Below are 12,617 nucleotides of genomic sequence, written 5' to 3'. Positions count from 1 at the left end.
TTCCGCCATCAGGATATGCTATAAATGGGGGATATTTCAGTTGGCAAAGTGGCAATGATTTGGAACTAGCATTTGAATAGGATAAACAGAAAGCAAAAATAAATCAAAGAAAACATAACATTTCTTTTGAAGAAGCATCCACCGTATTTGATGATCCCTTAGCTGTAAATTTCGATGATCCTGACCATTCTACAGGAGAGAATCCCTATCTTATAATAGGTTGATCAGATCAAGGTAAATTTCTATTTATTTCTTATACGGATCGTGATCACAAAATTCGTTTAATTAGTGCAAGATTAGTTACACCCAAAGAAAGGAGATATTATGAACGAGAAAATCCAAGATGAATTAGAAGATGACTTGCGAGAAGAATATGATTTAAGTCAACTTAAAAATCCTGTTCGCGGAAAATATTACCAACAGTATCGGGAAGGTCATAGCGTTACTATTCATCATGAAGATGGAACAAAAACGGTTGAACATTTTCCAGCGCAAAATGATGTAATTATTCTTGATCCTGATGTTAAAAAATATTTTCCTAATTCGGAATCCGTTAATGCTACTTTAAGAAGTTTAATTAAATTAATTCCTCAATAATAGTGCGATGCCTACGGCACTGCATAGCAGCACGCCCCTTCTTCTCGATTGGATTAAAACAACGAAACCCAAGACTATTTAAGGTGTGTTACTGCGGTGATGCAGCTTTTACCTATCAGTTATAATGGAAAGGTTTGAAGCCTAGACTTTCATCAAATGATGCTCATCTCTCTGAAAAATCCTGGTATCGTATCGTACATAGTGTAATGTCGTTGTCACTACATTATGTTAAAATAATTAAGTTTGGAATTACACACCCATCTTATGAGTAGTAAAACAAAAAGTAAGACTCCGCGTAATACCCTAAATTTGCGAATTAAGCCAGAAGAACGCAATTTGATCGATATGGCAGCCAAAGTGCAAGGTAAGAATAGAACTGATTTTATTTTGGAAGCCGCGCGGAATGCTGCGGAGGAAACTTTGCTCGAACGTACTATTTTTTGGGCTAGTCCAGAGGCTTATGCAGAATTTATCGCACTTCTAGATGCACCACCTCAACCTAATGAACGTTTACGCAAAACCATGCAGACGCTCGCACCTTGGGAGAAGGAATGAATTTGACACCACCTGAACCTCTGGCTAGTTATCACTCAATCACTGATTTTTCCTGCGGAATTACTTCTCTTGATGATTGCTTGAAGCGTCGAGCTTATGCTAATCAAGCCAGTGGTGCAACTAGAACTTTTGTTACCTGCGTTGACAATAGGGTAGTTGGGTATTACGCCCTTGCTTCCGGGGCGATTAGTATACAATCAGCTAATGGTAAATTTCGGCGGAATATGCCTAACCCAATTCCAGTGGTAATTTTGGCACGATTGGCAGTAGATACTTCTTACCAAGGTCAAGGTTTAGGATGCGGTTTATTTCGTGATGGTGCGCTACGGGTTGTTAAAGCGGCTGATACCATTGGTATTCGGGGAATTATTGTTCATGCTATTTCAGAAGAAGCTAAGAATTTTTATTTGGCTTTAGGTTTTGATGTGTCTCCTCTTGAACCGATGACGTTGATGATTACTCTTAATGATTTACGCGCTTGTATTGCTTAGTGCGCTACAGGGGCAACACGGGGTCAACCACAGGGGGTTTGCCCCTACAGGTACGTTTAAGTCCAGAATAACTTTGCTTATGGCCTCATGAACAAGATGTTTGCCCTGATACACTTTACTTAGATTCAGTGCGATCACCAGTTATCTTTAATTAAGTTTCTCCCTTACTTAAATTATTACAAAACAATTGAATGTCATTGATTATGGTTTGATAAGAATTAACAATTTCATGGGGGATGATTAAAACCTTTTCCTCATCTAATTGGCAAGAATAAGCACTTCTCACCAGATGACGAAACTGCCGTAACTCATCCAAAATGAGCCTTGTTTCTTCTGTAATAACTGCTTTTCTCACCCTAGGTATATCAACAGACATTTGCTCTAATAAATCTCGATGCCATTTATCCCCCGTTGGGAATCTTTGATCAATTTTTTTAGCAATCGCTTCAAATATACGCTCAATTCCAGTATAAACTCCATGCAAATTAAGCGCAATAGAATTAATTAATGCGTTTTGATACATGACATTCGATTGATGAGATAATTCTCTTAAAAATATCTCTAACTGTTGTAGGGCTTGAAAAATTTTATTGAGTTCTTGATTAATTCTATCTTGAATTGATAAATTAGTCATAATTCGACCCCCTGAGCAATTGCTGCTAAAATATAAGGATGAGCCTTTTGAACTTCTACTAAATCCACCTCAAAATCCTGTCCATTATCTAACTCTGCTATCGCCTTAAAATAATCTTTCTCTGGTAAATCCCAAACCGCTAAATCAGGATCAGAATGGGGAGTTATTTCTTCATAATTTAACAATGAACCAAATAAAACAACTTTTGTGACTCCATACTTCTCTTTAAGGAGACTAGCACATTTTTGAGCAATTTTTAACCCTGCTTGTTGCCGTTGTTTCATCTCTAATAGAAATTGTTCACGGTTTGCTCTCGCTGCTAAAACTTCAGCAATAATCTCTTATTTTCGTTCTTCAGTTAACTGTGTCATTATGATTACCCCTAAATCATTGAATATCAATAGTTTCTATGATAGCAATTTTTGTCATAAGCGATCGCCCATTTTGTCAGTTGGGTTGAGCAATAATAACTTTTGTCTGTCAAATATTAGTGACGCTTGAGCGAAACCCAACCACACCAATGTCGTCAATAATGTTGAGTTTCTAACTGGTATTAGTGCATTACGCTAACGCTAACTCACCCTACACGCTAACTTTTATCTCATCGGTAAAGATTGCAATCCAAAACAGAGACCTTGACAGACTCTTGTTAGAAAATTTAAATCCAAAGTAGCGATTGTATCCTGAGAACTATGATAATAGGGATTACGCATATTAGCAGTATCTGTCACCATAATTGCCGAATAACCGCAATCCCAAAAGGGAGAATGATCGCTGCGTCGAGTATCGGGGACGATATAACCTCCAAAAATTACCGGCAACCATTCGCAGGGAGTCTGATTTTCTCTCATGACTCGACTAAGAAAATTTAAATCCTCGCGGGTTTTGAGATTGCCAATCAAAGCGATAAAATCCCCGGTGTTGGGGTAAAAATGTTCTAGAAAAGCTGGATATTTTTGAGAATGGGGATTTTTATCACAGTAACCGAGCATTTCTAAGGATAACATTAACCTTAAATCCTGCTTAGTTTGTTTTAATTTTTCTGCGTAGGCAATGCTCCCCAGTAATCCGTATTCTTCTAGATCGAAGGCAATTAAACGAATTGGATAATTAGCCTGATTTTCCCCAAAAAACCTCGCTAATTCTAATAATACCGCTAATCCCGTGGCGTTATCGTCAGCCCCCGGCGACCCCGGCACCGTGTCATAATGAGCGCCAATTAAAATCGGAGGTTTTTGACTATTGTTAGGCAAATCCAAGATTAAATTTTCGTAAACTTTTCCCTGAAAAGGGAAACAATGTGATTCAACCTTTCCCCAATTGCCTAACTCTTGCCGTAGGTATTCTCGCACATAAAAATGTCCTTGACTAGAGAAAAAAGGGTTTCTTTCTCGGACAATTTGTTCTAGGTGTTGGCTTAAGCGATCGCTAAGAAGATCAAACATTGATAGCAGCAGATAATTTAATCAAAAGAGCCAATGGATAGAGAAACTGAGGGAAAAATCGGGGAAAATAATAATTGTTGATTATAAAATATTCTGTGGAGCTAAAATCATGACAAATCTCCAGTGGACTAGCTATGATTGTATCGTGGTTGGGGCAGGATTAGCAGGATTAATCGCCGCGCGGAATCTCCAGAGGCAAGGTCATCAAGTTCTGGTGATCGAAGCGCGAAATCGTTACGGTGGTAGGATGTCTGGTCAATATCTCCCCTCCGGACAGTGGATCGATCGAGGTGGTCAGTGGGTGGGTCCAACCCAAGAGCGTTTTTTGTCCCTCCTCGATGAGTACAAAATACGTCGTTTTCCCTCTCCCAATCAGGGAAAAACCGTCCTAGTGTTCAACGACAAACGCTATGAATTCAATGGTTTTTTTCAAGGTTTCCACGAGGGAGAAGTACCCGATATCGGCCCGGCAGAATGGCAAGATGCGATGTCAGCATGGGCGCGTTTTCAAGAACTAGCCAAAACCCTACCTTCCGGTTATCCCCAAAGCAACGATCACACCAAAAAACTAGACAGTAAAACTTTTGCCCAGTGGATTGAAGAAAACACCAGCACAGATTTTGGTCAATGGTATTTTGCTTATATGGTGCGTGCAGTGGGTTTTCTCGGGCCGGCCGAACCCCAGCAAGTCTCACTGCTGCACGTTCTTTGGGGACAAAATTGCGCCCCTCAGGCCGAACATCCAGAAGCCGAACTGATCCATGGCGGAGCCGGACAAATTCCCGACAAGATCGCGGCGGAATTAGGAGAGCGAATTCGACTGGGGGAACCAGTTGTTCGCCTTAATTATGACTCGGCCGGTGTCACCATAGAAACCACCCAGAACACTTTTACCGCCAAATTTGCCATCATTGCCATGCCGCCCCATCTTGCCGGCCGCATTATTTATCATCCCCCGCTGCCACCCCAGCGAGAACAACTAACCCAACGAGTACCGATGGGATGCTGCGCTAAAATCCTGATTTCCTATGAGCAACCTTTCTGGCGAAAACAGGGACTAGCGGGAGTTGCTCAGGGGAATTGTCAATGGTTGGAACTCTGTGCTGATAGTTCCGATCCCGAAACCGGTGTCGGGGTAATCGCCACCTTTGTGGTTGGCGATCGCTATATTCGTTGGCGCTCCATGAGTGGCCCAGCGCGTCGTGCCGCCGTCCTCTCGGATTTAGTTATTTATTTCGGTCAAGAGGCTCTTTTCCCGATCAGTTACGATGAAGTGGATTGGCCCGGGGATCCCTGGACTGGTGGCGCATATTCCGCTTTTATGCCCCCCGGAGTCTGGACAAGTTTCGGCGAGGCTCTTTTTACTCCCGTTGGACCGGTTCACTGGGCCGGCACAGAAATGGCTGATCGCTGGCCGGGATTTTTTGAGGGAGCGATCCGCACTGGTGAGGCAGCGGCCGATCGAATCGCCTTGCTTTTGCGGGAAAAATGAGCATTTACAGGGCTAGGACACCTTTTAGGTCAAAAAAATCCTCATAGTCAAGTTTCGGGGGCTAATAGGGCAAAAAAATCCTAAATCATCACTATTTCGCCCTGGTAATGTTCGACGAAATGCTGGACACGATGACGATATTCTTTAATTGTCCGATCGACCCATTCCCGCTGCTCACTGTTAGCATAGATATGCACTAAAGGTTCTCCAGCATCGGGTAAAATCAATACCCAGTCATCATTGAGGGGATTAATCACCTTCACCCCATCGATTAACTCTAGATTATCGGTAGCGTGAGTTTCCACCAGATAGCGCATCAAGGATCCCTTGACTTTCCAAGGACAACGCACCGCCGTATTCTTATTGTAAATGCGCGGTAACTCGGCCCGCACCTGAGCTAGAGAACGTTCCTGAATGGTTAACATCTCCAAAAGTTTCGCCACGCTGAACATGGCATCGAAACCGGGATGTAATTGCGGAAAAATAAAGCCAGTTTGCCCAGAGCCTCCTAAAACCACATTAGGATTGGTTTGACATCCTTCCATTAAAGCGCTAGGACTGGCTTTTGTCCGCACCACCCGGCCATCGTGACGACGTGCGATCTGTTCCACGGCACTAGAAGCATGAACCGGCACTACCACTGTACCGCGAGGATGGGCGGTCAGAATTGTATTCACCATTAGAGCAGTTAATTGTTCCCCGCGAATCGATAAACCACTCTCATCGACGAGGACTAATTGTTCCCCATTGGCCGAAACCTGTACACCTAAGTTCGCTTTCAGGGCCTCCACCACATGGCCCAATTGATGGATTAGTAACTCTCTTTCCTGCATGGAAAGGGCATTCTGACGTAAACTGGCATTGAGAACCACGGCATCACAGCCAAATTTAGCCAGTAATTCTGGTAAAATTGCTCCCGAGACTCCGTAGGCGTAATCAATGACGATTTTGGAGCTACTATTGCGAATAGCCTCCACGTTTAGCTGAGTTTCAAAGGTTTTGCGGTAATTATCGAGAATATCAGCCGGATAGGACATACTGCCGATTTCCTGCATTCCCACCCGTCGCAGATCTTCTTTGAAATAGGCCCCTTCGATTTTCTTTTCCCTCGCTTTGGAAACATTAATCCCTTTTTCGTCTAAAAACTCGATTAAGAGAAAATCTGGGCGATCGGGATGAATACGAACGTGAATGCCACCGACTACGTTTAATTTAGCCACTAAAGTCCGCGAAATCGGTAAAGCATTCGCTTGTAGGTTTTGGATATTAACTCCCACGGACATTAAACCGGCAATCAGCGATCGACTGACCATGCGCGAGACACTACGTTGATCCCGGGAGACGATTACCGTTGACCCCGGTTTTAGAATGGAACCGTAGGATGCCCCCAGTTTAACGGCGAATTCGGGCGTGATATCGATGTTAGCGAGGCCCGATACTCCTCGTTGACCAAAGAGGTTTTTATGGGCAGTATTTCCCCAAATCAGGTTAATATTGAGGATGGCTCCCGATTCGATCTGTTTACTCGGCCAGACTCTCACCCCGGAATTGATCTGCGCTTCTTCCCCCACGATCGATAATTGTCCGATCACCGCACCTTCGTGTACCTGGGCCCGTCGATCGATTCTGGTCCCCCTAGCGATCGTACAAGCGGCTAAATTGACCTCATCCCCGATCACCACACCATTCCAGAGGATGGGACGTTTCAGATCGGAACCGGCACCGATGGTGACATTATCGCCGATAACCGAACCCCTCTCGATCAGAACATTTGCACCAATACGACAATGATTGCCGATCATGGCTGGGGCCTCAATCTGGGCGCTAGGATCGATATAGGTATTAGTGCCGACCCACACTCCGGGGGATTTTTCTCGATAGGGAAATTCCAGGTTAACTTTGCCAGATAAAGCGTCGTATTGCGCTTCTCGGTAGGCCTCCAGATGACCGACATCGCACCAATAACCATCGGCCACATAACCATACATAGGTTCGCCCCTTTGCAGCAGCAGCGGAAACAAATCTTTAGAAAAGTCGGTTTCTTCTTTGTAGGGGAGATAATCGAGGACTTCTGGTTCGAGAATATAGGTTCCGGTGTTGACGGTATCGGAAAAAATCTCGCTGGTGGATGGTTTTTCGATAAAACGGCGAATTCTGCCTTCTTTGTCGGTAATCACTACCCCAAATTCGATCGGATTGGGAACGCGCGTCAGGACGAGGGTTGCTTTCGAGTTTTTGCTTTTATGGAATGCGATCGCTTTTTGCAGGTCAAAATCGGTGATACTATCGCCACTAATCACCAGAAAGGTATCATCTAACCATTCGGCAATATTTTTTACACATCCTGCGGTGCCTAGGGGTTGATCCTCCTCGACAGCGTAGGTGATTTTTACCCCAAAGTCGCTGCCGTCTTGAAAGTAGTCGCGCATGACATCGGGGAGATAGTGCAGGGTGGTGATAATTTCGGTAATGTCATGCTTTCGCAGTAAATTAATAATATGTTCGGCGATCGGACGGTTGAGAATCGGAACCATCGGTTTGGGAAGATCACAAGTAAGCGGACGTAATCTTGTCCCCGAACCACCTGCCATTAGTACCGCTCGCATAACTTCCTCCCAAGGCTATCTTTTCGCCGTTTTTAAATAGTTTTTGCAAATTATGGCTTTAGTTTTCCTATCTCGATCGAGCTAGTTCCTAACCGGCATTCTAACACCGTCTCCCGGATTCAGGACAATATTTTCTTTTCCCAAGCCGGCAAAACCCAAGCTTACAATGGGAGATGTGAATTGTCTAAATCTAAGGATGAGATGGCATGAGACTCGTTATTTTTATCTTAATAATTTTTTATGGTGTCGGTGGTTGGAAATTCTGGAACGGGTACAGAAGCACTAATTTTAGTTCCAGTTTACCCAATCGTTTAGCTTTAACAATGTTCTGGCCGCTTCTGTTGGCTGTTAATCCCGCCTATCGCAAGAATTTTCAAAAAGCCCTCAAGGGCAAATAAAATTAACATATTGCCAAGGTTGCGGCCATAAAACAGAAAGTAGCTGGGTATCGATGGCAATCAACAGTTTAGCCATGAATGGCTTATCATGGTTAGGGAAAAAAGGGGTCGTAGCTCAGTTGGATAGAGCGAGTGCCTCCTAAGCACTAGGCCGCCGGTTCGACCCCGGCCGATCCCGCCTTTTTCAGTGAACAGTAAACAGTGAAAAGAGACCGGGAAACTGCTATTTATAGCGCTTTTCACGTTATTGAGGTATCGACAAGTTTTGCCAACAAAGGACTTAAGCTCCTTGCCCATGCCTCATTCTGATGAAAACTGCTATAGCGTTCATTATCAAAATATCTACGGGCTTAATTAAGCCCGTAGGCACGGCTACGGGCAACTTCTAGAGGTTAGGCTTGATCGCTTCTGTTCTCGTTAATCTGTCGGATGATTTCAATCATTTGAGCGTGTCGATCATCCATTCTCTCTAGATGCCGGTAAAAATCGGCTTGAGTCTCATAAAAATCTGATTGTGCGCTTGCTATTCGAGCTAGGTAATCGTAAAGCCCTTTTTTCTCCTGTTTCCGTTCTTCGCGGTCACTAGCGACGGCATCAGCTAGGGATTGAATAGCGCGAGCGTTCGATTCCACTATTTTCTCGATCCGCTCTAATCTGTCTTCTGACATTTTGGTAAACTCCTAATAGACTAATTTCTTGTCCCCCACCGATGCCCCTCGGATGGCGGAATAATATTAAATCCGTTGAGTATAGGCTATATATCAGGACAGCCGAACGGCAAAAGGCAAAAGGGGGAATAAATAACCAGTTTTTAATAACCGGATTTAGTATCACTCAAAACTTAAAACTGATCACTGATAACTGCTATTTATCTTCTCATTCTGCCCTTAACTTGATACCAAAGCCTTCTTAAACGTAGATCGAGAGAAAAACCCCGACGGGTGGGAATAACAATCGTGCCACCGATGCGATCGTGGAAAGCGCGGTTCAATTGCTCATCACCGATCGCCATACCACAATCGGCGAAAAGAGGCGAAGATAGTAAAATCAAACTTAAAGGATTGCCAAAAAAAGTATTTAACCCTACCATCATTAAAGCTGCCCCGCCACCAGCGATCGCCTCTCGTTTGCTTAACTCCAAAATTCCGGGTAAACGCTGAAGTTGTAGATCGATGATCTTCATATCCAGGGCCCAACTTCCTAAACTCTGACCCTGATTCTGCGCGACTAATAACACCCGCAAACACCACCAAATCAGGAGAAAAAGGAAAAATTGTAGTACAGGCGAACTGTTAGCAAAGGAGCTTAAAAACCAGATCGAGGCAAAGTCGATCAGGAAAGCATAGGCCCGACGATCTAAGGGAATTTTCGGAAATTTTTGCGGTAGATTATCTTCAGGCGGGATGGGGTAAACCATAAACTAAATTCTCGGAAAAATCCTGCTGTTTATCTTCTACTCTAATCGGGAAATTGGCAATTCTAGAGTGAGTGGAACGAACCACAGAGACACAAAGGACACAAAGATTGATCGCTATTATATAAGTTAAACTTATCACACAAAGAATAAGAGAGCCAGAGATTTAGGCTACCATTGAGCAAAGGTAGCCCAGAATACAGGGATAATCATGGAGCAAGATTCATTAACAACGGAGGTTATTCTAACCCATCCGCGGCAAAGTTTGGGAGAGATACAGTTGGATTGGATGCCACAACCGGGTAATTATTTGGCCTTAAAAGGACAAACCTATGCGGTTTTGGAACGTCACCACCAGTATCAATACAAGATTGGTGGCTATTGTTTACGCAAAATATCCCTTTATGTACAAACTGCTCCCACTCCGAACGAAAAAAGTTTGATTGAAGGACGTTGGGTGATGGGGGATGCTAGTTGTCGTTTTAACGCCAGATCCGAACTGTTGCGCTGTGCGATTAACCCCTCCGGTCCCTGTCAAGATTGTCGTTTTTACGAAACTATTAACCCTTAAAAGAGCCTTTTTCGGCAATAATCTGACTATTTTCCCCTAGCTAACCACTATATTGACAAATCGCCTATGAATCATCCTTATTCTTGGATCGAGGATAGCTTAAAAACCCTCCATCGGGCCAATTGGTATCGAAGGGTTAAAACCATTCAAGGCCGGGGCGGAGCCGTTATAGAATTAGAGGGTCGATCGCTGATTAATTTTGCCAGTAATGATTATCTGGGATTAGCAGCCGATGAAAGAATGATCGCGGCAGCCATAGCAGCAACACAACGCTATGGAACCGGAAGCACCGGCTCGCGTCTATTGAGTGGACACCGAGATCTTCATCGAGACTTAGAATTAGCGATCGCATCCTTTAAAAATAGCGAAGACGCGATCGTTTTTAGTTCGGGATATTTAGCCAATTTGGGGACAATTACCTGTTTAGTGGGGCAGAAAGACCTGATTTTAGGCGATCAATACAATCACTCTAGCCTCAAAAATGGAGCCAAGTTAAGCGGTGCCACGGTGAAAGAATACCGGCACAATAGTCTCGAAGACTTAGAAAATCAGTTATTAGCCCACCGTCATCACTATCGTCATTGTTTACTGCTCACCGATACAGTGTTTAGTATGGATGGGGATATCTGTCCCCTAGCGGGAATTCTCGCTCTAGCCGAGATTTATAATTGCATGGTTTTGGTGGATGAGGCCCACGCTACTGGGGTTATGGGGGAAAATGGCACAGGTTGCGTGGAATATTGTGGTTGTCAAGGACGGGAATTAATTCAGATGGGGACCCTGAGTAAAGCTTTAGGCAGTTTAGGGGGATATGTGACCGGAAACGCCAAAATTATCGATTTTATCCGCAATCGCGCCGCTACTTGGATTTATACTACCGGTTTATCCCCCGCCGACACCGCTGCTGCTAGAATGGCTTTAGAGATTATTCGTCTGGAACCGGAACGTCGCCAACGCCTACACCAAAATATTAATTTTGTCAAGAGTAAATTAAATAATCTTAATATATTGCCTTCGGAAGCGGCGATTTTATGTTTACCGGTAGCCAATCCGGGTCAAGCCCTAGAATTATCGCAAAAACTGCTAGAAAAAGGGATTTTTGCCCCCGCAATTCGTCCTCCTACCGTTCCCACCAGTCGTCTGCGATTTACTGCCATGGCCACCCATAGCCTCGCTCATCTAGAGATTCTTGTCCAGTCTATTGGCGAATCTTTCTCCACATAGAGAAAAAGTTTTTCGTGGGAAGTGGGGAACAACTAAGTTGAGCGGCGGTTAGCATCCTTGATCCCATCATCAAGCTCTCTAGCCTGGCCGCTCCAACGACTTGTTAGACTGGGCTTTCGCAATAAGTTTACGACTTCTCTGCCGCTTGCTGCTTCCTTTTTGCGTAGGTCTGCAAAGATTGCATCCAAGTCATAGTTGAAGGACTTGGCATACTCTTCACGGATTCGGTGGATCTCCTCGACAATTTCATCTGTCCACATGACTTAATCTCCCATCAGTTCGTTGGGTGTGCAAAGGATAGGCAATACCCAAATGGCTCAAGTTTGCGGCTTTCCGCTAAATATTCGCAGGCAACCTGCCAAATTAAAACTCCCTCTGTCAGATTAGCTACTAGAGAAGCTGCGATTGCCTGCTTACTAGGATAACGCGAATCATTGACGTAAATTAAAACATTTGTGTCAACAGCGTTCATGCAACATATCTCTAGTAAACTGGGGAGCATTAGAGGGAATGGGGTTTTGTTGCATTCGCTCAACAAGCAGCCTTAAAAAATTCTGCCTAGCCGCAATATCGGTAATCTTTGGGGGAATAATTTGAGGTGATTTGACAAAAAGCTCCACCTCAGTGCCTTCAGGTAAATCGTAAGCTGTTTGAAGGATGAACGTACCACTATGATAAATTGCTTTCAAGGCTTGGGGCATGGAGAAATCTCTATCACAAGAATTAGGGGTGATTTAGTTAGCTGCTTACAGTCTAGCCTACACCAAGCAAATCCCGTGACGAACAATAGTCTGATAGTTTCATGTCCATATATTGCCATGCCTGACTATATCTGACTATATTTCTATTGAAACTTTACAATACATCGCTATCAATGGGGAGTATAACTTGAGCCTTGGCTTTTGTAGCAGGTAAACCCCGCCGCACTACCGCCTTAGCAAACATTTCTGGCGTAATCTCTGGACAATCTGATCAATCAATATCTTCATCGCTCATCGCATCCAATCGTTGCCAATCAGTTTGAGAGTTGCTCGAAGTAGGTTCGTTGTTCATATTTCGTCGCTTTTCTTGCAGAAATAATCCGGGTGCAATCCTCACGTTCTCTATGGACAACGGCAATCATACTAAATCCAGTTATTAAAAACTGATTATTTATTCTCCGTTTTGCATGAGTGCATGAGTAGAAAACG

General features: G+C 43.9%; 15 protein-coding genes, 1 tRNA gene and 2 pseudogenes. 9 read left to right on the top strand and 9 right to left on the bottom strand.

What is annotated here, in order from left to right:
- Positions 1-98: 98 nt before the first annotated feature.
- From ACQY1X_RS21820 to ACQY1X_RS21805, 4 genes and pseudogenes are all read left to right on the top strand, one after another.
- Positions 99-347 (top strand): annotated as a pseudogene (locus ACQY1X_RS21820) (BrnT family toxin).
- Complete coding sequence (locus tag ACQY1X_RS21815) at positions 325-597, top strand: hypothetical protein (protein WP_002799473.1); 273 nt, start codon at positions 325-327, stop codon at positions 595-597. Before ACQY1X_RS21820 ends, ACQY1X_RS21815 begins: the two are co-directional and overlap by 23 nt.
- Positions 598-861: 264 nt before the next feature.
- Positions 862-1,152, top strand: coding sequence for a DUF1778 domain-containing protein (locus tag ACQY1X_RS21810; RefSeq protein ID WP_002778803.1), 291 nt, complete (start codon positions 862-864; stop codon positions 1,150-1,152).
- Positions 1,149-1,643 carry a GNAT family N-acetyltransferase gene (locus ACQY1X_RS21805; RefSeq protein WP_002778801.1) on the top strand — a complete coding sequence of 165 codons (495 nt, stop codon included), beginning with the start codon at positions 1,149-1,151 and terminating at the stop codon, positions 1,641-1,643. The genes ACQY1X_RS21810 and ACQY1X_RS21805 overlap by 4 nt, the downstream gene beginning before the upstream one ends.
- 151 nt (positions 1,644-1,794) lie before the next feature.
- On the opposite strand, the gene ACQY1X_RS21800 is transcribed toward ACQY1X_RS21805, so the two are convergent.
- The 3 genes from ACQY1X_RS21800 to ACQY1X_RS21790 all read right to left on the bottom strand — a co-directional run bounded on the left by ACQY1X_RS21800 (position 1,795) and on the right by ACQY1X_RS21790 (position 3,722).
- A complete protein-coding gene (locus ACQY1X_RS21800; protein WP_002738740.1) occupies positions 1,795-2,277 on the bottom strand; it encodes a hypothetical protein in 483 nt (160 codons plus the stop codon).
- A complete protein-coding gene (locus ACQY1X_RS21795) occupies positions 2,274-2,615 on the bottom strand; it encodes a nucleotidyltransferase family protein (RefSeq protein WP_306307483.1) in 342 nt (113 codons plus the stop codon). The genes ACQY1X_RS21800 and ACQY1X_RS21795 overlap by 4 nt, the downstream gene beginning before the upstream one ends.
- Before the next feature lie 258 nt (positions 2,616-2,873).
- Positions 2,874-3,722: a M28 family metallopeptidase gene (locus ACQY1X_RS21790; RefSeq protein ID WP_002738738.1), complete on the bottom strand. Its 849-nt coding sequence runs from the start codon at positions 3,720-3,722 to the stop codon at positions 2,874-2,876.
- A 109-nt stretch (positions 3,723-3,831) separates the two neighbouring features.
- Between ACQY1X_RS21790 and ACQY1X_RS21785 the strand changes: the two genes are divergently transcribed.
- Positions 3,832-5,214, top strand: a complete 1,383-nt coding sequence (locus ACQY1X_RS21785; protein ID WP_430015142.1) for a flavin monoamine oxidase family protein — start codon at positions 3,832-3,834, stop codon at positions 5,212-5,214.
- A gap of 80 nt (positions 5,215-5,294) precedes the next feature.
- Here the strand turns inward: ACQY1X_RS21785 and ACQY1X_RS21780 are convergent, their stop codons facing one another.
- Positions 5,295-7,820: a sugar phosphate nucleotidyltransferase gene (locus ACQY1X_RS21780; protein WP_430015141.1), complete on the bottom strand. Its 2,526-nt coding sequence runs from the start codon at positions 7,818-7,820 to the stop codon at positions 5,295-5,297.
- Positions 7,821-8,026: 206 nt separating this feature from the next.
- On the opposite strand from ACQY1X_RS21780, the gene ACQY1X_RS21775 reads away from it, so the two are divergent.
- Complete coding sequence (locus tag ACQY1X_RS21775; protein WP_430013546.1) at positions 8,027-8,218, top strand: hypothetical protein; 192 nt, start codon at positions 8,027-8,029, stop codon at positions 8,216-8,218.
- Positions 8,219-8,322: 104 nt separating this feature from the next.
- Positions 8,323-8,396 (top strand) — tRNA-Arg (locus tag ACQY1X_RS21770).
- A gap of 214 nt (positions 8,397-8,610) precedes the next feature.
- Here the strand turns inward: ACQY1X_RS21770 and ACQY1X_RS21765 are convergent.
- Positions 8,611-8,886, bottom strand: coding sequence for a hypothetical protein (locus ACQY1X_RS21765; RefSeq protein WP_002738957.1), 276 nt, complete (start codon positions 8,884-8,886; stop codon positions 8,611-8,613).
- 200 nt (positions 8,887-9,086) lie between these two features.
- Complete coding sequence (locus ACQY1X_RS21760; RefSeq protein ID WP_002739343.1) at positions 9,087-9,635, bottom strand: RDD family protein; 549 nt, start codon at positions 9,633-9,635, stop codon at positions 9,087-9,089.
- 208 nt (positions 9,636-9,843) lie between these two features.
- Here ACQY1X_RS21760 and ACQY1X_RS21755 point away from each other — a divergent pair, with 208 nt between their 5' ends.
- Positions 9,844-10,203 (top strand): DUF6464 family protein, encoded by a 360-nt coding sequence (locus tag ACQY1X_RS21755; protein ID WP_002747143.1) that lies wholly within the window; start codon positions 9,844-9,846, stop codon positions 10,201-10,203.
- Between the two features lie 66 nt (positions 10,204-10,269).
- The gene (gene bioF / locus ACQY1X_RS21750) at positions 10,270-11,427 is read left to right on the top strand and encodes an 8-amino-7-oxononanoate synthase (RefSeq protein ID WP_103112831.1); all 1,158 of its coding nucleotides are present in this window, start codon (positions 10,270-10,272) and stop codon (positions 11,425-11,427) included.
- Positions 11,428-11,459: 32 nt separating this feature from the next.
- Here the strand turns inward: bioF and ACQY1X_RS21745 are convergent, their stop codons facing one another.
- The 3 genes and pseudogenes from ACQY1X_RS21745 to ACQY1X_RS21735 all read right to left on the bottom strand — a co-directional run.
- Complete coding sequence (locus tag ACQY1X_RS21745) at positions 11,460-11,687, bottom strand: hypothetical protein (RefSeq protein WP_016516502.1); 228 nt, start codon at positions 11,685-11,687, stop codon at positions 11,460-11,462.
- A gap of 198 nt (positions 11,688-11,885) precedes the next feature.
- Entirely contained in the window at positions 11,886-12,128 is a 243-nt protein-coding gene (locus ACQY1X_RS21740) for an antitoxin family protein (RefSeq protein WP_002755898.1), read from the bottom strand.
- Positions 12,129-12,442: 314 nt separating this feature from the next.
- Positions 12,443-12,547: pseudogene (locus tag ACQY1X_RS21735) on the bottom strand (BrnT family toxin); the annotation flags it as partial.
- Between the last annotated feature and the right edge of the window lie 70 nt (positions 12,548-12,617).

Origin of the sequence: Microcystis protocystis FBCC-A270, from assembly GCF_050500235.1 — a bacterium.
Classification (GTDB): Bacteria; Cyanobacteriota; Cyanobacteriia; order Cyanobacteriales; family Microcystaceae; genus Microcystis; species Microcystis ichthyoblabe_A.
Note: the sequence above shows the minus strand (reverse complement) of the source record. Positions and strands in the feature narration are given on the sequence as shown.

What these genes read in the sequence shown, in the direction of transcription:
- ACQY1X_RS21815 (WP_002799473.1), top strand. Translation starts at nt 325, where the DNA reads ATGAACGAGAAAATCCAAGATGAATTAGAAGATGACTTGCGAGAAGAA.
- ACQY1X_RS21810 (WP_002778803.1), top strand. Translation starts at nt 862, where the DNA reads ATGAGTAGTAAAACAAAAAGTAAGACTCCGCGTAATACCCTAAATTTG.
- ACQY1X_RS21805 (WP_002778801.1), top strand. Translation starts at nt 1,149, where the DNA reads ATGAATTTGACACCACCTGAACCTCTGGCTAGTTATCACTCAATCACT.
- ACQY1X_RS21800 (WP_002738740.1), bottom strand. Translation starts at nt 2,277, where the DNA reads ATGACTAATTTATCAATTCAAGATAGAATTAATCAAGAACTCAATAAA.
- ACQY1X_RS21790 (WP_002738738.1), bottom strand. Translation starts at nt 3,722, where the DNA reads ATGTTTGATCTTCTTAGCGATCGCTTAAGCCAACACCTAGAACAAATT.
- ACQY1X_RS21785 (WP_430015142.1), top strand. Translation starts at nt 3,832, where the DNA reads ATGACAAATCTCCAGTGGACTAGCTATGATTGTATCGTGGTTGGGGCA.
- ACQY1X_RS21780 (WP_430015141.1), bottom strand. Translation starts at nt 7,820, where the DNA reads ATGCGAGCGGTACTAATGGCAGGTGGTTCGGGGACAAGATTACGTCCG.
- ACQY1X_RS21775 (WP_430013546.1), top strand. Translation starts at nt 8,027, where the DNA reads ATGAGACTCGTTATTTTTATCTTAATAATTTTTTATGGTGTCGGTGGT.
- ACQY1X_RS21765 (WP_002738957.1), bottom strand. Translation starts at nt 8,886, where the DNA reads ATGTCAGAAGACAGATTAGAGCGGATCGAGAAAATAGTGGAATCGAAC.
- ACQY1X_RS21760 (WP_002739343.1), bottom strand. Translation starts at nt 9,635, where the DNA reads ATGGTTTACCCCATCCCGCCTGAAGATAATCTACCGCAAAAATTTCCG.
- ACQY1X_RS21755 (WP_002747143.1), top strand. Translation starts at nt 9,844, where the DNA reads ATGGAGCAAGATTCATTAACAACGGAGGTTATTCTAACCCATCCGCGG.
- bioF (WP_103112831.1), top strand. Translation starts at nt 10,270, where the DNA reads ATGAATCATCCTTATTCTTGGATCGAGGATAGCTTAAAAACCCTCCAT.
- ACQY1X_RS21745 (WP_016516502.1), bottom strand. Translation starts at nt 11,687, where the DNA reads ATGTGGACAGATGAAATTGTCGAGGAGATCCACCGAATCCGTGAAGAG.
- ACQY1X_RS21740 (WP_002755898.1), bottom strand. Translation starts at nt 12,128, where the DNA reads ATGCCCCAAGCCTTGAAAGCAATTTATCATAGTGGTACGTTCATCCTT.